Genomic DNA, 21637 nt, shown 5'->3' with positions numbered 1-21637 from the left:
CCTTCCCTAGAACGTGGTGCGGCCGCCGGAGGTGTCGAAGGTGGCGCCGGTGGTGAAGCTGCATTCCTCCGAGGCCATGAAGCAGACCATGGCGGCGCTTTCATGCACTTCGCCCAGACGGCCCATGGGGATCTTCGAGCGCATGTAGTCGACCTGGCTCTGGGGCAGCTGCTCCAGGATCGGGCTCTCGAAGGTGGCTGGGGTCAGGCTGTTGGCGATGACGCCCTTGGTGGCCAGTTCCTTGCCCAGCGACTTCGTCAGGCCGATCACCGCCGCCTTGGACGCCGAATAGGCGCCGGCGTTGGGATTGCCTTCCTTGCCCGCCACCGAGGCGACGTTGACGATGCGGCCGTAGCCGTTCGCCAGCATGAACGGCACGACCGCCTTGCAGCAGTAGAAGACGCCGTTGACGTTGATGTCGAACACGCGCTTCCAGCTGTCGGTCGGATAGTCGTGGACCGGAGCGGTGGCGCCGGTGATGCCGGCCGAGGCGACCAGGATGTCCAGGCGGCCCAGGGCCTGGTGGGCGGCCTGGCCGGCGGCCAGGACGGCGGCCTCGTCCGAGACGTCCAGGGCCACGGTGTGCGAAGCTCCGACCTCGGCGGCGGCGGCCTTCAGGCCGTCGGCGTCCAGGTCCCACAGCGACACCTGGCCGCCCTCGGCGACGATTCGCGCGGCCACGGCCTTGCCCAGGCCCGAGGCCCCGCCGGTGACCACCGCCGTGCGGCCGGAGAAACGGCCAAGATAAGGATTGGCGTAGGGAGTGCTCACGCGACGCCTTCCTGGGTCCAGGCGATTACGGTCTGGCGCTGGCTGCCCAGCTTCTCGACGCCCAGCTCCATCACGTCGCCGGCCTTCAGGAAGATCTTCTCGGGCTTTTGGCCCTCGCCGACGCCGGGCGGGGTGCCGGTGGTCAGGATGTCGCCCGGCTCCAGGGTCACGAAGCGGCTCATATAGGCGATCAGCTCGGCGACGCCGAAGATCATGGTCCTGGTGTTGCCGGTCTGCATGCGCTTGCCGTTCAGATCCAGCCACATGTCCAGGTCCTGGCAGTCGCCGACCTCGTCCGAAGTGACCAGCCAGGGGCCGACCGGACCGAAGGTGTCGCAGCCCTTGCCCTTGTCCCACTGCGAGCCCAGTTCCTTCTGGAAGGCGCGCTCCGAGACGTCGTTGACCAGCACGTAGCCGGCGACATGGTCGAGAGCTTCGGACTGCTCGACATAGCGGGCGCGCTTGCCGATCACCACGCCCAGCTCGACCTCCCAGTCGCCCTTCAGGGCGTCCTTGGGCAGCATCACGTCGTCGTTGGGGCCGTTCAGGCAGCTGATGGCCTTGGTGAAGAAGATCGGCTCGGGCGGCGGCTCCAGGCCGGCTTCCTTGGCGTGGTCGGCGAAGTTCAGGCCGATGGCCAGGAACTTGCCGACATTGCCGATCGGCACGCCATAGCGTGGCGAGCCCTCGACCAGCGGCAGGGTGGCTGGGTCGATGGCGGCCAGCTTGGCCAGGCCCTCGGGCGACAGTTGCGCGCCGGTAATGTCGGCCACGTGGCCCGACAGGTCGCGGATCTTGCCCTCGGCGTCGAGGAGACCGGGCTTTTCGGCGCCGCGCGGGCCGTAACGCAGGAGTTTCATGGCTCTGGTCTTTCGGGAGGATCAGCGGGCGTAAGGCCGGTGCAGACCGACCTCGCGATTGAGTTGGACGCCGAAGCCGGGGGCGTCGGAGAGCTTCAGCTTGCCGTTGACCGGCACGGGCTCGCCGATCAGCTGCGGGTGGAACATCGGCGCCACCTCGTCGGCCTTGGGGGCCATCATCAGGAACTCGGCGAACGGGCTGTTATGGCGGGTGACCACGAAGTGGTAGCTGTAGACGCTCGACCCGTGCGGGATGCACAGCACGCCGCGGCTGTCGGCCAGATTCGAGATCTTGACCAGCTCGGTCATGCCGCCGCACCAGCCGACGTCGGGCTGGATGATGTCGCAGCACTCCATCTCCAGCAGCATGCGGAAGCCCCAGCGAGTGGCCTCGTGCTCGCCGGTGGTGACCAGCATGCCCTTGGGGGCGTTCTTCTTCAGGTCGCGATAGCCCCAGTAATCGTCGGGACTCAGGGCTTCCTCGATCCATTTCAGGCCATACTCATGGGCCTTGTGGGCCAACTTGGTGGCGTAGTTCAGGTCCAGCGCCATCCAGCAGTCGAACATCAGCCAGAAGTCCTCGCCCGTGCGCTCGCGCATCGTGGCCAATTCTTCCAGGTTCTTGCGCAGGCCTTCCTCGCCTTCGGCCGGGCCGTGGTGCAGGGGCATCTTGCCGCCGATGAAGCCCATCTGCTTGGCGAGATCCGGGCGCGCCCCCGTGGCGTAGAAGGTCAGCTCGTCGCGAACCTTGCCGCCCAGCAGATGGTAGACCGGCTCGCCCCGCAGCTTGCCCAGCAGGTCCCACAGCGCCAGGTCAACACCCGAGAGGGCGTTCACCACCAGGCCCTTGCGGCCGTAGTACTGGGTGGAAAAGTACATCTGGTCCCAGATCTTCTCGATCTGCGTCGGGTCGCGCCCTTCCAGGAAGCGGGCCAAGTGCTTTTCGACGATGTAGGCGGCCGGTTCGCCGCCCGTGGTTACCGCGAAGCCGATCGTGCCGTCGGCGGCCTCGATCTCGACGACCAGCGTGCCCAGCACGTTGATGCCGAAGCTCTGGCGGCTCTGGCGGTACTCGGGATAGCGCGACATCGGCGTGGCGATGTGGTCGTCGATCCAGTGACCTTCGCCCTGGTCGTGATAATCGGCGCCGCCGCCGCGCACGACATAGGCCCGAACCTGCCGGATAAGGGGAAACGGCATGGGAAAAACCAGCTCCAGCCCAAGCACTTCCTGAAAGGAAGCGGTCAACTTAAAGGAAGAGAAGGGCGTATCGTGAGGCAAAGGCCTTCGACATGCTTGGCGAGACTTGCAAAGGTCGCGCCTACCTCCCCGGGACGTCGTATGACACGGTGGCGCGCCCTGACTTTCGGAGACCGGATCGTCGCCTTCGCCGCTTGCGCTAGGTACCATATTATGAGAGAGAGTGCTACAAAATGAAACGTGACGCGTCAAGGGGAGCCGCAGTGGCAGTCAAGGAAGACAGGTCCGGCGCCAAGTCGCCCAGCGGCAGCCAGACGCTGTTCCGGGGCCTGGACCTGCTGGACGTGGTCGCAGACTCAGGCACCATCGGCTTGCCCGCCCTCGCTCAGCGCCTGGGCCTGACCCGCAGCACGACTCACCGTCTGGCGACCGCCCTGGTCGAGCGCCGGCTGCTGGCCCAGACGCCGCGCGAAGGCTACAGCCTGGGCTCCAAGCTGCTGGAACTGGGCTACCTGGCCGGCCAGCAGATGGACCTGCCGCGTCTGGCTCGCCCCCACCTCGAGAAGCTGTGGGAAGAGCTGGAGGACACCGTCCATCTGGGCGTGCTGGAGGACGACCGCGCGCACTATCTGGACAAGCTGACCGGCCGCCGGCGGATCAACATCAGCTCGCGCGTCGGCGACCGCCAGCCGATCCGCTCGACCGGTCTGGGCAAGGCCCTGGTGCTGGACGACACCGAGGAGCGCTGGCGCGAGCTCTATCGCAAGGAAGGCCCGCGCTCGGAGCACGGTCCGGACGAAGAGCAGTGGATCGCCTGGATGCGCGACTACGCCAAGCGCGGCGTGGCCTTCGACCTGGAAGAGAATGAAGACCGTATCCGCTGCGTCGCCGCCCCGATCCGCGGACCCAGCGGCCAGATCGTCGCGGCGATCAGCGTCTCGGGCGCGGCGCAATACATGGACGACGCGCGCATGGCCGATCTGACCGGCACGGTGCGCGACTGCGCCAACGCCATCGGCGTCGAGCTGGGATGGAACGAAAAGCGGACGGCCGCCAAGCGATAGGCGGTCTGTCCAAGCGTGAGAGTGGAGGAACGATGCTTCTGAAGGACAAGGTGGTGCTGGTGACCGGCGCCTCCCAGGGGATTGGCAAGGCCGCCGCGATCGGTTGCGCCCAGCACGGCGCCGACGTGGCGATCAACTACCACTCCGACGAGGCCGGCGCGGCCGACGCCGTGCGCGAGATCGAGGCCCTGGGCCGCCGCGCCATCGCCGTGAAGGGCGACGTGGCCCAGGTGGAGACCGCTTCGTCCTTCGTCCAGGCCGCCGTGGACGCGTTCGGCAAGGTCGACGTGTTCGTCAACAACGCCGGCATCTGCCCCTTCCACGCCTTCCTCGACATGCCGCCGCAGGTCATGGAGCGGACGATGAAGGTCAACCTGTTCGGCGCCTACTACATGGTGCAGGCGGCGGCCAACCAGATGGTCAAGCAGGGTAACGGCGGGGCGATCATCGCCGTCAGCTCGATCAGCGCCCTGGTCGGCGGCGGCATGCAGACCCACTACACCCCGACCAAGGCCGGGGTGCACAGCCTGATGCAGTCCACGGCCATCGCGCTCGGCAAGCATGGCATCCGCTGCAACTCGGTGCTGCCCGGCACGATCGAGACGGCGATCAACAAGGAAGACCTGGCGGACGTGAAGAAGCGCGAATATATGGCCGGCCGCATCCCGCTGGGGCGCCTCGGCGAGCCCGACGACCTGGCGGGGCCGATCGTCTTCCTGGCTTCGGACCTGGCCAAGTACGTCACCGGCGCGGCCCTGCTGGTCGACGGCGGCGCCTTCGTGAATCTGCAGTAGTTCCGTGCCGGTTCTCCAATGATCGTCTCCTCCACCACCGACTTTCGCGAGGCGGCGCGGCGCAAGTTGCCCCGCTTCCTGTTCGACTACATCGACGGCGGCGCCTATGCCGAGCGGACCCTGGCCCGCAATGTCTCGGACCTGGCCGACCTGTCCCTGCGCCAGCGGGTGCTGAAGGACGTTTCCCAGGCCGACCTGTCGACCACCCTGTTCGGCCACTATCAGGCCCTGCCGGTCGCCCTGGCCCCGGTGGGGCTGACGGGCATGTATGCTCGGCGCGGCGAGTGCCAGGCGGCCAAGGCCGCCGCCGCCAAGGGCGTGCCGTTCTGCCTGTCGACGGTCTCGGTCTGCGACCTGGCCGAAGTGTCCAAGGCCAGCCCCGCGCCGATCTGGTTCCAGCTCTACGTGCTGCGCGACCGGGCCTTCATGCGCGACCTGCTGGCCCGGGCGGCCGACGCCGGGGCCACGGCCCTGGTGTTTACCGTCGACATGCCCGTGCCGGGGGCTCGCTACCGCGACGCCCATTCGGGGATGAGCGGCCCCAACGCCGCGGCGCGGCGCCTGATGCAGGCGGTGTTCAAGCCCAGTTGGGCCTGGGACGTCGGCATCATGGGTCGCCCCCACACCCTGGGCAATGTCGCCCCGGTGCTGGGCGCCAATTCGGGCCTGGAGGACTTCATGGGCTGGCTGGGGGCCAATTTCGATCCCTCGATCCAGTGGAAGGACCTCGACTGGATCCGCGACCAGTGGAAGGGCCCGCTGATCATCAAGGGCGTGCTGGATCCCGAGGACGCCAAGGCCGCGGCCGACATCGGGGCCGACGGCATCGTGGTCTCCAACCATGGCGGCCGTCAGCTGGACGGGGTGCTGTCCTCCGCCCGCGCCTTGCCCGACATCGCCGAGGCGGTGGGCGACAAGCTGACCGTGCTGGCCGACAGCGGCGTACGCTCGGGCCTGGACGTGGTGCGGATGCTGGCCCTGGGCGCCAAGGGCGTCTTGCTGGGACGGGCCTTCATCTACGCCTTGGCGGCGCGCGGCGGGCCGGGGGTCAGCCAACTGCTGGACCTGATCGAGAAAGAGATGCGGGTGGCCATGGCCCTCACCGGCGTCAATACCCTGAACCAGATCGACCGGTCGATCCTGGCGAAGGTGGATCGATGAGCCTGCTCGCCCTGGTCGCGGCCGTGGCGCTGGGGCAGGCCGCGTCTCAGACGGCCGCGCCGGGCGCGCCGAAGCCCGACCTGACCGATGTGCCGCCGCCGCCGGCCATGGCCGCGCCGCTCGCCCGGATCCTGATCGCCAGCGACTCCACCGCCGCCAACTACGGTGCCTCGGCCTATCCGCAGATGGGTTGGGGCATGGTGCTGAAGTGCTCGCTGGACACCCGCGTCGAGGTGGTGAACCTGGCGCGCGGCGGCCGCTCGACCAAGACCTTCATCGAGGAAGGCCTGTGGGACGGTCTGCTGGCCAAGCTCCAGCCCGGCGACACGGTGCTGATCCAGTTCGGCCACAACGACGCCGACCGCGTGAAGATCGTCCGCTTCACCGACCCCGAGGGCGCCTATACCGATAACCTGACCCGCTTCGTCGCCGATGTCCGGGCCAAGGGCGGCCAGCCGGTGCTGTTGACGCCCATCGCCAAGCACGTGTTCGTCGGCGACCAGGTGCAGGAAACCCACGGCCCCTATGCCCAGGCGGTCCGCGCCGTGGCCAAGGCCACCGGCGCGCCGCTGATCGACCTGGACGCCGACATGATGGGCGCCCAGCAAGCGCGGGGCGAGGCGGGGTCTCGGGGCTTCTATCTGATCTACACGCCACAGGACGGCGTGGCCCGCTATCCGAACGGCAATACCGACACGACCCACATCAACGAGGGCGGGGCGCGGCTGGCGGCGTCGCTGGTGGCCGCCCGCCTGGCGTTCCTGAAGCTGCCCGTCTCGGCCTATGTGCATCCGGCCTCGACCGGCAACCAGCCGATCCTCGGCGGACCGCGCTGCCCGGGGCGGTAGGCGCGCTACGTCCATCCCTGGAACGGGCGAAAAGAAAGAGCGGAGCGCCGAGCGGGCGCTCCGCTGGCCCGGATGGGGGAAGAACGGGCGAGTGCGTGTGAGGAGGAATGGACAGGAGTCCGAGACCTACGGTCAATGTCCCATAATATGGAATATTATCCGACATAATGAGAATGCCTTGACAGGCATCCGGATGTCAAGCCACAGGTGGCGAAAGGCCTGAAGTGGTCTGGCCAGTTTCGGAGGCGACGATGCGGGGCATCCTTTCGGGTTCGGTCCTGGGCTGGCTGTGCGCCGCCCTCTTCCTGTCCCCGGGGCTGACGAGCCCGGCCGCCGCCAGCTCCCGGATCGACCGCCCCTTCAACGACGGCTGGCGCATGGCCACGGGGGAGATCGCCGGAGCCGAGAAGCCCGACTTCGACGACGCGGCGTGGAAGCCCGTCACCCTGCCGCGAGCCTGGAACGAGGACGAGGCGTTCAAGGTCGACATCCATGACCTGAAGGGCGGGATCACCTGGTATCGCAAGCGCTTCGTCCTGCTGTCCGAGGCCGGACCGGCCGTCGGCGGCAGGGCCTTCATCACCTTCGAAGGCGTGCGCCAGGCTGGAGACGTCTATGTCAACGGCGTCCTGGTCGGCGGCCATGAGAACGGCGTCACGGCCTTCGGCGTCGACGCCACCCAGGCGCTGAAGCCCGCGCCGTTCGTCAATGTGGTGGCCGTGCGGGTCGACAGCGACTGGAAGTACAAGGAGCGCGCCACCGGCAGCGGCTTTCAGTGGAACAACGACAATTTCAACGTCAATTACGGCGGAATCCACCGGGCGGTGCGGCTGGTGCTGACGGACGGGCTGCACCAGACCCTGCCGCTGTATTCCAGCCTGGGCACGACCGGCGTCTACGTCTGGGCCGATGGGTTCGACATCAAGGGCGGGGCGGCGACCGTCCACGCCGAGTCGCAGGTGCGCAACGCGTCCGACCGGCCGCGCACCTTCCGCTACCGCGTGACCCTGCGCGACGTCGATGGCCAGCCGGCCGGCGCTTTCGATGGTCCTACGATCACCCTGGCCGCTGGCGAGACCCGTGCCGTCTCGGCCCAGGCACCGCTGAAGGGTCTGAGGTTCTGGAGCTGGGGCTACGGCTATCTCTATGCGGTGACCACCGAGCTGGTGGAGAACGGCGTCAGCGTTGACGCGGTGGTCACCCGCACGGGGTTCCGCAAGACGGCGTTCCGCAAAGGCATGATCTTCCTCAACGACCGGGTCATGCAGGTGCACGGCTACGCCCAGCGCACCAGCAACGAGTGGCCGGCCCTGGGGACCGACATTCCGCCGTGGATCAGCGACTTTTCCAACGCCTTGATGGTCGAGAGCGGCGGCAATCTGGTGCGTTGGATGCACATCGCGCCGGCCGCCCAGGACGTCGAGTCGGCCGACCGCGTGGGCCTGCTCCAGGCCATGCCGGCCGGCGACGCCGAGAGCGACGTCACCGGCCGTCGCTGGGAGCAGCGGGTCGAGGTGATGCGCGACGCTATCGTCCGCTTCCGCAACAACCCCTCGATCCTGTTCTACGAGGGCGGCAACGAGAACATCAGCGACCAACACATGGCCGAGCTCAAGGCTGTCCGCGACCAGTTCGACCCGCATGGCGGCCGGGCCATCGGCTCGCGCGAGATGCTGGCCAGCAAGGTCGCCGAGTACGGCGGCGAGATGCTGTACATCAACAAGAGCGGGACCAAGCCGGTCTGGGCCATGGAATATTCCCGCGATGAGGCGGCGCGGAAGTTCCAGGACAATTTCACCCCGCCTTTCCATATCGACAGTCCCGACTACAACCGCAACCAGGACAGTCACGCCGCCGAGGACGTGCGCCGCTGGTTCGACTACTGGCGCGAGCGGCCCGGCGGCGGCGACCGGGTCAGCTCGGGCGGGGTCAACATCATCTTCTCCGACACCAACACCCACTTCCGCGGCGACAACAACTATCGGCGCAGCGGAGAGGTCGACGCCATGCGCCTGCCCAAGGCGGGCTTTTACGCCCACCAGGTGATGTGGGACGGCTGGGTCGATGTCGAGCACCCGCGCAGTCATATCGTCGGCCACTGGAACTACGCCCCGGGCGTGACCAAGGACGTGCTGGTGGTCTCCAGCGCCGACAGCGTCGAGCTTCTGCTGAACGGTCGCTCGCTGGGGCGGGGCGTGAAGTCGGACGGCTTCCTGTTCACCTTCAAGGCCGTGGCGTGGACGCCGGGAACCCTGCGGGCGGTGGGCCGCGACGCCGCCGGCAAGGTGGTGTCCGCCGACGAGCGCGTCACCACCGGCCCGGCCCTCGCCCTGCGCCTGACGCCGCACGTGGGTCCGTTCGGCTGGCGGGCCGACGCCGCCGACCTCGCCCTGGTCGATGTCGAGGCGGTGGACGCCCAGGGCCGCCGCGTACCGACCGCCCTGGACCTCGTGAAGTTCGACCTCGAGGGCCCCGCCGAGTGGCGCGGCGGCATCGCCCAGGGCGACTCCAGGGGCGGCGCCAAGCCGACCGAGGCGCCGGCCTCGGCCAAGGGCGATGTCGTCACCGGGGCCCATACGGTCGACGGCGTGACCTCCTATGCCGGAGCCTCGCGCGGCGACGACAACTACATCCTGTCGCGGACGCTGCCCGTCGAGGCCGGGATCAACCGCATCGCCCTGCGGTCCACGCTCGACGCGGGCAAGGTCACCGTGACGGCCCGGGCCGAGGGCCTGAAGCCGGCGACCGTGACGCTGGACGTCGCGCCGCCGCCGGCTGAAGACGCCTTGCTCCCCGTCAGCCTCGTCCGGGGCCCGACGCCTGCCACGCCGTCGTTCAAGGTCCGCCGCGTGGCCATCAAGCCAGTGGCCACCATAGCCGGCTCGAATCCGGCGACGGTCGACCTGGCGCGCGACGACGACGAGACCACCCACTGGGCCAGCGACGGCCAACTGGCCAACGCCTGGATCGAGTACCAGCTGGACAAGCCCCAGGTGGTCGACGAAGTGGTGCTCAAGCTGATCGGCTGGCGCCTGCGCTCCTATCCGCTGCGCATCACCGTGGACGGCGTCACGGTCTATGAAGGCGCGCCGCCCAAGAGCCTGGGCTACGTCACCCTGCCGCTGAAGCCGGTAAGGGGCCGCAAGCTGCGGATCGCCCTGACCGGCCCGACCATCGACCGCGACGCCTTCGGCAAGATCGTCGAGATCACCGGCGCCAAGGCCGGCCTCGACACCGGCGCGGAGAAGGTGGCGGCCGGCGGAGGATTGGGGATCATCGAGGCGGAGCTGTATCGGAAGCCGTGATCGGCGAGTGATCCAGACTTGCCCCCACCTGACCGCTTCGCGGTCTGTCCGCCCCCAGAGGGGGCGGAGCCTTCGCGCTCAAGGCTCTTCCCCCTGGGGGAAGACGGCCGAAGGCCAGCAGGGGCAAGTGATAGCCGAAAGAGCCTCTTACGGCGCCGCCTTGGCCACCTCCACCGCATAGACGTGGTTGGCCCCGTGCATGTTGGAGCGGAAGACGATCCACTTGGCGTCGGGGGTGAAGTTGACGTTCGGCTCCAGGCGGTAGTCGTGACCCTTCATGTTCACCAGTCGCTCGGTGTCCATCACGCCCGCCTGGATCAGGGTTTCGGAGCCCGGGGCATGGATCCCCGCGACGTCCGGAATGGCGCGGGGCCGCATCAGGTAAAGCCACTTGCCGTCGGGCGCGTGGGCGACCATCTCGCTGTCGCCGCCGTCGCCGGCGAACAGCTTGCCGTCCGGCGAGGAGTTGAAGTGCACCGACCAGGCGTTGCGGTCCAGGTGCAGCCAGGTGCGCTTGCCGGTGGCGATCTCGTAGCCGGCCACCCAGAAGTCCTCGCCGCGCGGGGTCTGCAGGTCGTACCAGACGGTCTTGCCGTCGGCGCTGAACCATTCGTGGCCGGCGATCTCCATGTTCATGGTCCGGGTGTGGATCTTGACCGGCGCCGCGCCCGGCTGGTCGGTTCGCGTCAGCCACAGGCGATCGACCTTGTGCCAGGGACCCTCGTGGCAGAACATCAGCAGGTGCGGGTCGGTGGGCGAGAACTGCAGGTGGTTGAGCCAATCGGTGGCCTGGTGGACGACCTTGCGCTCGCCGGTGGCGGTGTTGATCGTAAAGATCTCCATCGGGATGCGGCTGTCCAGGCGGGCGTTCAGCTGCACCTCGCGGCCCTCGGCATAGGACAGCTCGCGGCCGTCCGGACCCTTCACGTCGTCGGGATTGCGGGGCAGGGCGTCGGCCAGATTGGGCGGGATGGGCGCGTCGGTGCGGTTGGCCACCCCGGCCAGCAGGGTCTCGTCAGCGTTGATCGTCTGGATGCCGACGCCCTTGGCCAGCCTGGCGACCTGGCGCACCTTCGCGGTCTTGGGATCGACGGCCTCGACCACACCGGTCCCGTCCTCGGCAAGGCGCTGGTAATAGACCTGGCCGGTCTTGCGGCCGACGAACAACAGCCGGACCTTGCCCTGGACCAGCGGGCGCAGGGCGTGGGTCTTCAGATCGACGCCCGAGATCCCGTCGGGCGTGCTGATGGCCAGGGTCGTCCCGTCGGGCGTGTAGCCGTTGAAATTGAAATAGAGGCTGCCGCTGCCGGGCTTGTCAGACAGGCGGATCACCCGGTGACCGGTGTCCTTGTCGATCCATTCGCGCGGCGGCTCGGCCGCGCCGGGCTTGGGCTGGGTGACGACGTCCTGGGTCCGGGCGGACGGGGCCATCGCCATCAAGGTCAGGGCCAGGGCGCAGAGGAGGGGAGCTTTCATCGGCGGTCTCACGGGGTCCGGATGGCGGGACGGGGCGGGGCCTTCATGCCCTCGCCGAGATAGAAGCTGGTATGTGGCGGCTGGTTGTAGGCGGTGTTCTGCCAGGCGATCGACACCCGATACTGCGGGTCGTGCATCAGGGTGACCAGGCGGCGCTGGGTGACGTAGGGCGTGGCGTAGATCCGCAGGGAACGGTTGTCCTCGGCCCGCCAGATCACCTCCTCGCGCCAGTCGCCCAGGATGTCGGCCGACAGGGCCGGGGTCGCCTTGGTGCCGTTGTTGGAGGCGACCCCCTCGGCCGTGAGCAGGGGAACCGCCTGGCCGGTCTTCCAGTCCCACTTGCTGATCTGGTTCCTGTCGAGCAGTTCGCGCAGGTCGTCGCCGTCCCACCAGATCGCGAAATTGGTCTGGCGCGGGTGCTTGACCCCGTCGATCGGCTTGCCCTGGGCGGTGTAGAGCGCGTCGCTGTTGCTGCCCCAGGCCTCGGCGCCGGGGAAGCGCGGATCGATGTCGGCGGCCAGGCCCCGGCCGGTGTCGCGGTCGGTGGGCGTGCTCCACAGCACCTTGCCGGTGCGGGCGTCGAGCATGGCCGCGCCGACGCCGCCGTTCTTGCCGGGGCTCTCGTGCACGCCGAACTTTTCCAGGCCCGGACGGATGGGATCGAGATCGAAGACGTGCATGGCGTCGCCGTGGAACAACTCGGCGCTCCACAGGCCCTTGCCGTCGTCGTCCACCGCCATCGAGCCGTAGACGATCTCGTCGCGACCGTCGCCGTCGACGTCGGCGACGCTCAGCTGGTGGTTGCCCTGGCCGCCGAACCGTTCGTTGCCGGGCGCGGCGCTGTCGAACAGCCAGCGCTGGGTCAGCTTGCCGTTCCGGAAATCCCAGGCCGCCAGGGTGGTGCGTCCGTAATAGCCCCGGGCGAAGACCAGGCTGGGATGCTGGCCGTCAAGATAAGCCGTGCCCGCCAGGAAACGGTCGGAGCGGTTGCCGTAGCCGTCGCCCCAGACCTCGGTCATCTGCTCGACGGTCGGGGCGTCGGTGCGCGGATCGCGCGGCGGCGAATAGGGCGCGCTGGCCAGGGCCTTGCCCGTCAGGCCGTCGAACACCGTCAGGTATTCGGGACCCTTGAGGATGCGGCCCTGCACCCTGGCCACCTTCGCGCCATCGGGCAGGACCGTGGCGCCGGTCTTGTCGGCCTGGGGCCGCTCGCCGCCGGTCTCGCGCCAGTCGGCCTTGGGGTCGCCGAGCACGCGCCCAGTGCCGTCCACCGTCCCGTCGCTGGTGCGCATGGCGATCTCGGCCCTGCCGTCGCCGTCGTAGTCGAAGACTTGGAACTGGGTGTAGTGGGCGCCGGCCCGGATGTTGCGGCCCAGGTCGATCCGCCAAAGGCGCTGGCCCTCCAGCGTGTAGGCGTCGAGGAAGACGTCCCCGGTATAGCCGCCGAAGGCGTTGTCCTTGGAATTGGTCGGGTCCCACTTGAGGATGATCTCGTAGCGCCCGTCGCCGTCCAGGTCGCCGACGCTGGCGTCGTTGGCGGTGTAGGCATAGGCCTCGCCGGCCGGCGTGACGCCGTCGGCGGGCGGCTGGATCGGGACGGTCAGATAGCCGTCGGCCCAGACCTTGGCGGGCCTGCTAGCTGGAGCCTCCCGGCCGTCGATCACGGCGCGCACGGTGTAGGTCGCGATGGAAGCGCCGGCCTTGTCGACGAAGTCGGTGGGACCGGCCAGGGGGACGGCGTTCAGCTTCGCGCCGTCGCGATAGAGGTTGAAGGCGGTCCGGGCCGGCTCGTCGCCTAGCAGGCGCCAACTGACCAGCACGCCGCCGTCGAGAGCGGGCACGGCGACCAGACCGCGATCCAAGGCTTCCATCTGGCGTTGGGCGGCCAGGGCCGACTCGCTGGTCGACGATAGCGCCGTCGCGCACAGTAGGAGCGCCGCCACGGCCCGTGCGCCCCGGTTCCCACCACGCTGGCTCATGCGTCGAAGTCCTTTGGTTTCCCCGTTTTCCGGCTCGTGACGGCCGTCTTCGCGGCCTGCGGATCGGCGTCTGAGCCGCCTCGCGAGCGTTGCAAAGAGCTTACATCACGGAACCCGAGTTCTGTCTTCCCACAAATTGCATTGACATCTCAATATATGGAATTATTCCTTTTGTACGAGAAATGCGCCGCCGAGCGCCGCGAGCTGACCGACCAAGGTAGCCGCAGGGGTCGGTAAGGCGTCCGGGACCTTCGTCGGGATGTCCCAGGCCAGTTAGAGGGAGGGAACTCAATGCTTGCATCCACCGGCAGCCGTCGCGCGGCCATCGCCACCACGTCCTTGCTGGCCCTGGCGGCCAGCCTGGCCCTCACCACCGGCGCGCACGCCCAGAGCACTGGCTCCCAGGTCGAGGACAAGGTCAGCACCGTCGACGAGGTGGTCGTGGTCGGCACCCGGGCCAGCCTGCAGTCGGCCATGAACCGCAAGAAGCGCAACGGTACGATCTCCGATTCGATCGTCGCCGAGGACATCAGCCAGTTCCCCGACAAGAACGTCGGCGAGGCCCTGGGCCGCATCACCGGCGTGCAGCTGGCCCGCGACTTCGGCGAAGGCAACGCGGTCTCGATCCGCGGCGTCGAGCCCGACCTGAACCGCGTCGAGATCAACGGCATGAGCACGCTGTCGACGGCCGGCAACCTGCAGGTCTATGGCGGCGGCGGCCGGTCCAACGATTTCCGCGAACTGGCCTCGGAACTGGTCCAGTCGATCGACGTGTTCAAGGGCTTCACCGCCGACATGACCGAAGGCGGCGTCGGCGGCACGGTCTCGGTCAAGACCCGCAAGCCGCTGGACTTCAAGAAGCCGGTCCTGTCGCTGACCGCCTCGGCCCAGAACCTCGACACGGAGGACACCTGGAAGCCGCGCGGCAACGTGTTCGCCGCCACCACCCTGTTCGACGGCCGGCTGGGCCTGATGGCCAACGTCACCTATGACGACGTCGACACCCGCGGCGACTATGTCCGCAACACCTCCTGGGGCCGGTTCGCCGACTTCGACGCCTCGGCCGACAAAACAGTTCCGTACTACAGCAGCGCCTACAGTTCTCAGATCAACGATCTGGCGCGCAATGTCACGACCGCCGCGGGCTGCTCGGGTCTGACCACGCCCGACGCGACCCAGATCTCGACCACCAACCTGCGCAACGCCTGCCTGTCCCAGTGGTACGACTACGCTCCGCGTACGGCCCGCTACGGCGTCTGGACCCGCAACGATGAGCGCATCTCGGCCGAGTTCACGGCCCAGTATCGCTTCACCGACAAGATCGACGCCTGGGTCAGCTACAACCGCAACGACCGCACCCAGACCCTCAACGACATCAACTACGGCACCGACTTCACCTCGGCGACCCGGCTGCGCAACACGGCCAACGCCACCAGCTGCTCGTCGACGAACACCACGGCCGGCGCGGTCAAGGTCGACGCCAATCACAACGTCATCGGCTACACCCTCGGCAACTGCGTGAACACCACGGGGGCAGGCGGCAACAACGGCTTTGGCATCAGCGCCCGCGACTTCAAGTACGACACGACCAGCAACTACTACAACTTCGGCGCCAACTACCGCGGCGACCGGCTGCAGATCGAGTTCCAGGGTTCGAAGGCCGACACCAGCACCGTGTCGCAGACCAACAATGTCAGTGTCAGCTTCGACACGCCCGGCATGACGGTCACGCTGGACCCGACCACCGGCAACCCGTCTTTCGCCTTCGCCAGCGGCTACAGCCCCAGCGACGCCGCGGCGATCCGCCAGTGGCAGATCCAGTATCGCCCGTCGAACAACGGATCGAAGGAAGAGCAGTACAAGCTCGACTTCGACTACGAGACCAACCTGCCGTTCATCAAGAAGATCGAGTTCGGCGGCCGCGCCACCGACTTCTCGACCAAGGGCTACGGCTACGGCGGGTTCATCCTCAGCGGCGGCTCCAACCCGTCTTCGGTCACCGACGACACGGTGATCTACTCCAACTCGATCAACTCGACCGCGGTGGTTTCCAGCACCCAGACGGCGGACCAAACCGATCCGGCCTATGGTGCGACCTACGGTACGGGCTACTGGACTACCACGGAAAGCTGGTCGCGAGGCTTTTCCAACGCCCTGTTCGGCTCGGCGATGACGCCGCTGTCCAGCGATTTCTACTGGGGCGGCGGCTCGATCCCGTCGACCTGGAACTATCCGGACTTCAACAAGGTCTCCCAGTACCTCGACACCTCGCACTTCAACCTGAACAACCTGGAGAACACCGTCGGCAGCGACGGCAAGCCCTACAGGCAGTTCCCGTACATTATCTCGGAAAAGACCGACGCCCTGTACCTGAAGTTCGACTACAACTTCCCGCTGGGCAGCTACGAGGTGGACGGCAACTTCGGTTGGCGCCGCGTCCACACCCAGACGACGGGCGAGGGCGTGTCGAGCCGCAGCGCCACCTATGGGACGACCACCTATGTGCTCAGCAACTCGCTGGGCAAGATGACCAAGGACTACACGGTCTGGCTGCCCAGCTTCAACATCGGCCTGTGGTTCATTCCCAACAAGCTGTCCGCCCGCGCCGGCTTCGCCAACCTGATGGCCCGTCCGCGCATGGACTTCCTGATGCCGACGGTGGCCTGCACCACCGACGCCTCGCCGGACGCCAACGGCGAGTTCGACGAACCCAGCTGCAACGCCGGCAACCCCGACCTGAAGCCCTATCGCGCCAACCAGTACGACCTCAGCTTCGAATACTATCCCAACCAGGACACCCAGGTGTCGGTTGGCCTGTTCAAGAAGGACATCGAGTCGTTCTACGTCTCGTCGCGCACCCTCGTCGGCAAGCGCGACGTCTATGGGGACGGCGTGGAGTACAACTACAACACCTACATCAACGGCCAGGGCGCCAAGATCTCGGGCGTTGAAATCACCGCCAAGACCGCCTTCACCTTCCTGCCCGGCTTCCTCTCGGGCTTCGGGGTCGACGTCAACTATACCTACCAGAAGGCCAAGAACGTCCGGCTCTTCTCGCAACTGGACGGTTCGCCGCTGCCGTTCCCGGGCCTGTCCTCGGACAGCGCCAACCTGACCCTGTGGTACGACAAGGGCCCGTTCAACGCCCGCCTGGCCTACAACTATCGCTCCAGGTACCTGGTCTCGGCCGCCGACAACTCGCTCCAGCCCGTCTATCGCGACTCGACCGGCTACCTGGACGGCAAGATCACCGTGAAGCCCGGCTTCAGCTGGGCGCCCAACCTGTCGTTCTTCGTCGAAGGCAAGAACCTGACCAAGGAAGACGAGCGCTCGACGGCCGGCGACATTCGCCTGACCGAACTGGGCTACTTCGGCCGCCGCTTCTTCGTCGGCATGACGGCGAAGTTCTGACCCTTGAAGGCGGCCAGCGTCCCGGTGTTGAGCCCGGGCGCCGGTCGCCGTTTCAAGACCGCGATCTAGGATGACTTCGAGGCCGCGCCGGCATGGCGCGGCCTTTTTCTTGCGCTCTACCGCGCCAGGGCGAACACCCGGAACCGCCGCACCCGCAGGTGGCTGAACGTCGTGCGCAGGCCGAACCAGCCGCGCGTGTAGGGTTCGGCGTCGTCCAGCTCGAACAGATTGCGGCCGTCGTTCCAGTATTGGATCCTGTGGCCATCGGCGATCAGCCGCACGGTTTGCCAGCGGTTGGGAGCCAGCATCTCGTCGGCCGCCGCATGGTCGTGCTCGGGCAGCAGCGGCCGCTCGCCCGGGCGGCCGACATAGCGGCGAAAGCGCGTCGAGCTGTTCCGGTTGCCGCCCTGGCCGACATAGTAGGTCTTCAGGGTGTCGTACTCGGCGAAGGCGCCGGTGCGGGGATGGGCCAGGGGGCTGCCGCCATCGGCGTCGCGGGCCATCCAGAAGGCGTTCAAGTCGCTGACCTGGTCGTTGGGGCCGCCGGCCGAGACCGCCTGGGCTTCGTACTGGATCATCACCGGGCCGACCAGTTCGGGCCGGAACCACAGGGTCAGGCCGGCCGACGCGTCGATGTCGAGCACGCCGTCGCGAACGCCGACCCTGGCGGGCTTTTCGGCCTCGAGCGCCCATTGACCCAGGCCGTGACGAAAGTCGTCGGCGTGCAGGCGGCGTCCTGGCCGGGGCGAGGGGTGCGGGGCGGCGAGGGCGGGGCCGGCGGCCAGGGCGGCCAGGCCGGCGAGCACGGCGCGGCGGGTCATCAGGCTTCCTCCACCGCATCCAGCCCGCCCAGCGCCACCCGCCGCGCCGACTGCAGCAGGATCGGCGGGCGGGGGTCGGGCCTCAGGGTCTCGATGCGGACATTGTCGAGGACCAGCCCGTCCACGTGCCGGGCCCAGAGGCCGTGGGCGGGGGTGGGGCCGAACATGCTGGGTTCGGGATAGGCCTGGGCCATGTCGTCCGGACGCCGCTGCGCCCACGCCGCCTCGCCGCCGCCGGCATAGACCAGGCGGATGTCGGTTAGCGCGACATCCGCGATCGGATCGCCCTCCAGGCCGGCGATCGTCGCCGCGTAGTTGGGGAGGATATTGTGGGCGGTCAGGTTGTGGACGCGGATCCGCCGCATCGCCCCGCGCCGCGTGCCTTCCGGCCCCCGCGCCCGGTCGCCCAGGCGCAGGAACAGTGGAGCGGTGGTCACCTCGTCCATCACGACGTCGCGGATCGTCACGTCCTCGATGGTCCCGCCGTCGACGGTTTCCAGCGCCAGGCCGCGCGAGCGGGTGAACCGGCAATCGCTGATGACGATGTCGCGGAAGTCGCCGTTTGACTCGGTGCCCAGCTTGATCCTGCCCGTCACGCGGTCCTGGTCGGGCGCCAGCCGTTGCGTGCGCCCCTCGGTCCTGTCCAGCATCGTCCCCAGGTCGAAGCCGCTGACGTGGCAGCGGGTGATCTCGACCCGCTCGGTGGACCGGATCTCGCCCAGGGCCAGCGAGCTTTTCAGCACGATGGCGTCGTCGTTGGGCGTATTGACCCGGCAGTCGGCGATGGTCACGTCGCGGCAGCCGTCGATGTCGATCCCGTCGCGGTTGGTGTCGATCCGCAGCCGCTCGATCGCCAGGTGGTCGCAGCCGGTGGCCAGCACCGCGAAATGGCCGCCGCGCCAGATCGTCAAGCCTTCCAGCCGGACCCGTCGGGCGTTCTTCAGGGCGATGGCCTTGTTGCCCTGGCCGGCCATGGCTTCGAGGTCCGGCACGAGGATCGCCATCTCCTCGGCCGACAGCCCCGCCATGCTGACCGGAAACTCGCCGGCCTGGCGTCGCCAGCGCGAGCCGGGGCCTTCGCGGGTCAGGCCAAGGCCGTCGATCAGGCCGGGGCCGAGGATGGCGACGTCCTCGACGCCGTCGCCCCAGATCAGGCTGTTGCGCCAGTGGCTGTGGCCGAAGTCCTGGTAGAGGTCGAACGGATTGGGCTCGGCGGCGTCGTAGGCCCCCGCGTGGTGGGTCGGGTCGGCGGCCTCCAGCACGCAGCCCTCGTTCAGCCGCAGGGTGACGCCGCTCAGCAGGCGGATCGAGAACGACAGCCAGCGGCCCGCCGACAGCACGACCTCACCGCCGCCCGCCGCGTGGGCGACCCGGATCGCGGCGTTGATCGCCTCGGTGTCCAGGGTCGCGCCGCCGCCCCTCGCGCCGAACGCCCGGACATCGAGGGGCGCGCGGGTCATGCGTAGAGGCCGTGCCGCTTCAGGAAGGCGTCCAGCAGCGCAGGCCAGGGCATGGCGACGCCGGCCGGACCGGTGAGGCCGAAGCCGTGACCGCCGGACTCGAAGACGTGCAGCTCGCTGGCGATCTTCTTGGCGCGCAGGGCCTGGAACATCATCAGGCTGTTCTCCATCGCCACCACCTTGTCGTCGGCGGCCGCGGCGATGAAGGTCGGCGGGGCGTCGGCGGGGATGTCGTGCTCGGCCGACACCGCCAGGCGCTGGGCCTCGGTGGGGGCGGCGCCCAGCAGCGACTTCAGCGAGCTGCCGTGGGCGTGGGGCGCGGTCATGGTGATGACGGGATAGAACAAACCCGCCGCCGCCGGCCGGGTCGACAGCCGGTCGGCCGCGTCGATCGGGGCGTAGGTCTCGACGCCGAACCGGGTGGCCAGCCGCGCGGCGACGTGGCCGCCGGCCGAGAAGCCGGTCACAGCGATGCGCTCGGGGTCCAGGCCCCACTTGGCGGCATTGGCGCGGATCAGGCGGATGGCGCGCTGGGCGTCCTGCAGCGCGACGTCCGGACCCGCCGCCCAGCCGTCCGCCGGCAGGCGGTAGTCCATGACGAAGGCGGTGACGCCCCGGTCGGCGATCCAGGCGTCGATCGGCCCGCCCGCCTTGCTGACCGCCACGCGGATATAGCCGCCGCCCGGGATCATCAGGATCGCCGCGCCGTTCGGCTTGGCCGGCCGGCGCATCATCAGCCAGGGCTTGGTGACGTTCAGGAAGGCGGTGTCGTTGGGATTGCCGCCCGGCCTGCGCAGGATGACCTGCTCGGTGACCGTGACCTTCTCGCCGCCAGGCGGCTTGCCGGGCCACAGGTCCATGACCTCGAACGGGGAGGCCGCCGGAGCCTGGGCGCGGGCTAGCGTGGGCGCGGCCATCGCCATGGCGCCCAGGCCGAGCAGGGCGCGACGGTCGAGCGCGGGATCAGTTGCCACGGGGAGCCTCCGTGCTGTGGGCGGCGCTGGGCGCCAGGACGAAGCCGTCCGGCGAGGGCGGACGGGCCGGGTCGAACGGCGGCAGGCCGTCGATGAGATGAGCCGCCAGGTCCGGAACCTGGGCGCGGATTCCGCTCGCGACGCATTCGGCCAGCACATAGGCGCCATAGTTGTTGTGATGGGTGGCGTCCTTGCCGCCGTCGGCGAAGGCCTTCCAGGCGTTGTCGGGGCCCAGAGCCTCGTAGAGGGCGGCGCTCATGTCCAGCAGGTCGATGACGGGCACGCCGGTCTCGCGGCCCACGGCCCGGACCGCCTCGGGATAGTCGCCGTGGGTGTTGATGATCTTGCCGGCCGCGTCGAACTTGCGGCGGTGCATCGAGGTCACCAGCACCGGCCTGGCCCCGCGTCGCCGGGCCTCGCCGATATAGGCCTTCAGATAGTCGCGATAGGTGGTGGCGGCCTCGACATAGGTCTGGGGCCACTGGATCTTCTGATCGTTGTGGCCGAACTGGATCAGCAGCCAGTCGCCGGGCTTCATCCGGCTGAGCAGCTTGTCCAGGCGATGCTCGAACAGGAACGACTTCAGGGTTTCGCCGGACTCCGCATGGTTGGCGACCGCGACCTCGGGCTTGAAGAGCCGGGGCAGCATCTGACCCCAGCTGGCGCCGGGCTCCCAGCGCTGGTCGGTCACGGTCGAGTCGCCGGCCAGATAGACGACCGGAACGGTGACGGGTTCGATCCGCAGGCGGCGCAGGGCGGGGGCCGGTCCGCAGAACTCCAGGGTCAGCTTGTCGTCCCAGTCATAGGCGCCTTCCTCGCCCCGATTGAGCAGCACCCGCACGCCGCCGGGCGCGTTGGCCGGCGGGGGCTTCAGGGCGGCGGTGCGGACATTGACGATGAATTCGGCGGTTGCGGTCTTGCCGGCCCTGGCGACGATGCGCTCGGCCATCAGGCGGCGGGACTCGGCCTTGATCGTAGTGTCGGACGCGGCCTTGCCGCCGAGTTCCGCCACCACCCGGTAGTCGCCCTCGGGGACGGCCAGCGAGAACAAGAACGGGCCGCCGGCGGGGGAGGGTTCGAAACCGTGGCCGACGGCGGGGTCATAGGCCGCGTCGCGGGCGACCCGGACATAGCCGGGGGACAGCTTGTCGTCGCCGAAATCGAAGGCCCAGGTCTGCATCGGTGTCGCCGGCTCCGCCGCCCAACTGGTAGCCGGCGTGACGGCGAGGGCGGCCAGGACCGCGCGTCTATGCCACATCAAGGCCCGGCCTCCCTTTGCGATCTGTGTCGCGCTGCCTTGATCGCACAAATATCGGCCGTTCGACGGCTAGGCAACGGATTTCACATTACGAGACTGAGTCCCGTAAAATGAAATTCGCTGAGGGGACCCGCCTTCGGGAAACAGCTCGGCCGAGGCCGTCGATCGTCGCCGACCGCTGAATCAATATTTCAAAACGGTTGCAATTCGACCTGCCGGATCTATCGTATCGACAAAATGAGAGTGCGTCCCAGT

The 21637-nt window shown here is 68.3% G+C and carries 15 protein-coding genes; 6 read left to right on the top strand and 9 right to left on the bottom strand.

From position 1 onward, the window contains the following. Window positions 1-6 precede the first annotated feature (6 nt). The 3 genes from EV278_RS10255 to rhmD are packed head-to-tail and all read right to left on the bottom strand — an operon-like array spanning window position 7 to window position 2831. A complete protein-coding gene (locus EV278_RS10255) occupies window positions 7-771 on the bottom strand; it encodes an SDR family NAD(P)-dependent oxidoreductase (protein WP_132090329.1) in 765 nt (254 codons plus the stop codon). Then, window positions 768-1631, bottom strand: a complete 864-nt coding sequence (locus EV278_RS10250; protein WP_132090326.1) for a fumarylacetoacetate hydrolase family protein — start codon at window positions 1629-1631, stop codon at window positions 768-770. Before EV278_RS10250 ends, EV278_RS10255 begins: the two co-directional genes overlap by 4 nt. A gap of 21 nt (window positions 1632-1652) precedes the next feature. After that, entirely contained in the window at window positions 1653-2831 is a 1179-nt protein-coding gene (rhmD, locus tag EV278_RS10245; RefSeq protein ID WP_132090323.1) for an L-rhamnonate dehydratase, read from the bottom strand. Window positions 2832-3094: 263 nt separating this feature from the next. Here rhmD and EV278_RS10240 point away from each other — a divergent pair, with 263 nt between their 5' ends. The 5 genes from EV278_RS10240 to EV278_RS10220 all read left to right on the top strand — a co-directional run bounded on the left by EV278_RS10240 (window position 3095) and on the right by EV278_RS10220 (window position 10003). After that, window positions 3095-3895: an IclR family transcriptional regulator gene (locus EV278_RS10240; RefSeq protein ID WP_207905473.1), complete on the top strand. Its 801-nt coding sequence runs from the start codon at window positions 3095-3097 to the stop codon at window positions 3893-3895. A gap of 32 nt (window positions 3896-3927) precedes the next feature. After that, window positions 3928-4689, top strand: coding sequence for an SDR family NAD(P)-dependent oxidoreductase (locus EV278_RS10235; protein WP_132090317.1), 762 nt, complete (start codon window positions 3928-3930; stop codon window positions 4687-4689). A gap of 18 nt (window positions 4690-4707) precedes the next feature. Next, complete coding sequence (gene lldD, locus EV278_RS10230) at window positions 4708-5850, top strand: FMN-dependent L-lactate dehydrogenase LldD (RefSeq protein WP_132090314.1); 1143 nt, start codon at window positions 4708-4710, stop codon at window positions 5848-5850. Further along, entirely contained in the window at window positions 5847-6698 is an 852-nt protein-coding gene (locus tag EV278_RS10225; protein WP_132090311.1) for a rhamnogalacturonan acetylesterase, read from the top strand. Before lldD ends, EV278_RS10225 begins: the two co-directional genes overlap by 4 nt. 251 nt (window positions 6699-6949) lie before the next feature. Then, window positions 6950-10003 carry a DUF4982 domain-containing protein gene (locus tag EV278_RS10220; protein WP_132090308.1) on the top strand — a complete coding sequence of 1018 codons (3054 nt, stop codon included), beginning with the start codon at window positions 6950-6952 and terminating at the stop codon, window positions 10001-10003. Between the two features lie 147 nt (window positions 10004-10150). Here the strand turns inward: EV278_RS10220 and EV278_RS10215 are convergent, their stop codons facing one another. Both EV278_RS10215 and EV278_RS10210 read right to left on the bottom strand, forming a co-directional pair. Further along, window positions 10151-11479, bottom strand: coding sequence for an oligogalacturonate lyase family protein (locus EV278_RS10215; protein ID WP_132090305.1), 1329 nt, complete (start codon window positions 11477-11479; stop codon window positions 10151-10153). Between the two features lie 8 nt (window positions 11480-11487). After that, window positions 11488-13458: a rhamnogalacturonan lyase gene (locus EV278_RS10210; protein WP_165916597.1), complete on the bottom strand. Its 1971-nt coding sequence runs from the start codon at window positions 13456-13458 to the stop codon at window positions 11488-11490. Window positions 13459-13749: 291 nt separating this feature from the next. Here EV278_RS10210 and EV278_RS10205 point away from each other — a divergent pair, with 291 nt between their 5' ends. Next, complete coding sequence (locus EV278_RS10205) at window positions 13750-16869, top strand: TonB-dependent receptor (RefSeq protein ID WP_132090302.1); 3120 nt, start codon at window positions 13750-13752, stop codon at window positions 16867-16869. Between the two features lie 116 nt (window positions 16870-16985). On the opposite strand, the gene EV278_RS10200 is transcribed toward EV278_RS10205, so the two are convergent. From EV278_RS10200 to EV278_RS10185, 4 genes are read right to left on the bottom strand one after another with little or no spacing between them, the layout of a single operon-like run. Further along, window positions 16986-17690 (bottom strand): DUF6250 domain-containing protein, encoded by a 705-nt coding sequence (locus tag EV278_RS10200; protein ID WP_207905472.1) that lies wholly within the window; start codon window positions 17688-17690, stop codon window positions 16986-16988. Then, a complete protein-coding gene (locus EV278_RS10195) occupies window positions 17690-19150 on the bottom strand; it encodes a right-handed parallel beta-helix repeat-containing protein (RefSeq protein WP_132090299.1) in 1461 nt (486 codons plus the stop codon). Before EV278_RS10195 ends, EV278_RS10200 begins: the two co-directional genes overlap by 1 nt. Continuing rightward, window positions 19147-20124 (bottom strand): alpha/beta hydrolase, encoded by a 978-nt coding sequence (locus EV278_RS10190; RefSeq protein WP_347812825.1) that lies wholly within the window; start codon window positions 20122-20124, stop codon window positions 19147-19149. Before EV278_RS10190 ends, EV278_RS10195 begins: the two co-directional genes overlap by 4 nt. Then, entirely contained in the window at window positions 20114-21382 is a 1269-nt protein-coding gene (locus EV278_RS10185; protein ID WP_132090296.1) for a rhamnogalacturonan acetylesterase, read from the bottom strand. Before EV278_RS10185 ends, EV278_RS10190 begins: the two co-directional genes overlap by 11 nt. Window positions 21383-21637 lie beyond the last annotated feature (255 nt).

This window comes from Caulobacter sp. BK020 (assembly GCF_004342605.1).
Lineage (GTDB): Bacteria > Pseudomonadota > Alphaproteobacteria > Caulobacterales > Caulobacteraceae > Caulobacter.
The sequence above is the reverse complement of the archived record's forward strand: the minus strand, read 5'-3'. Positions and strand labels throughout refer to the sequence as shown.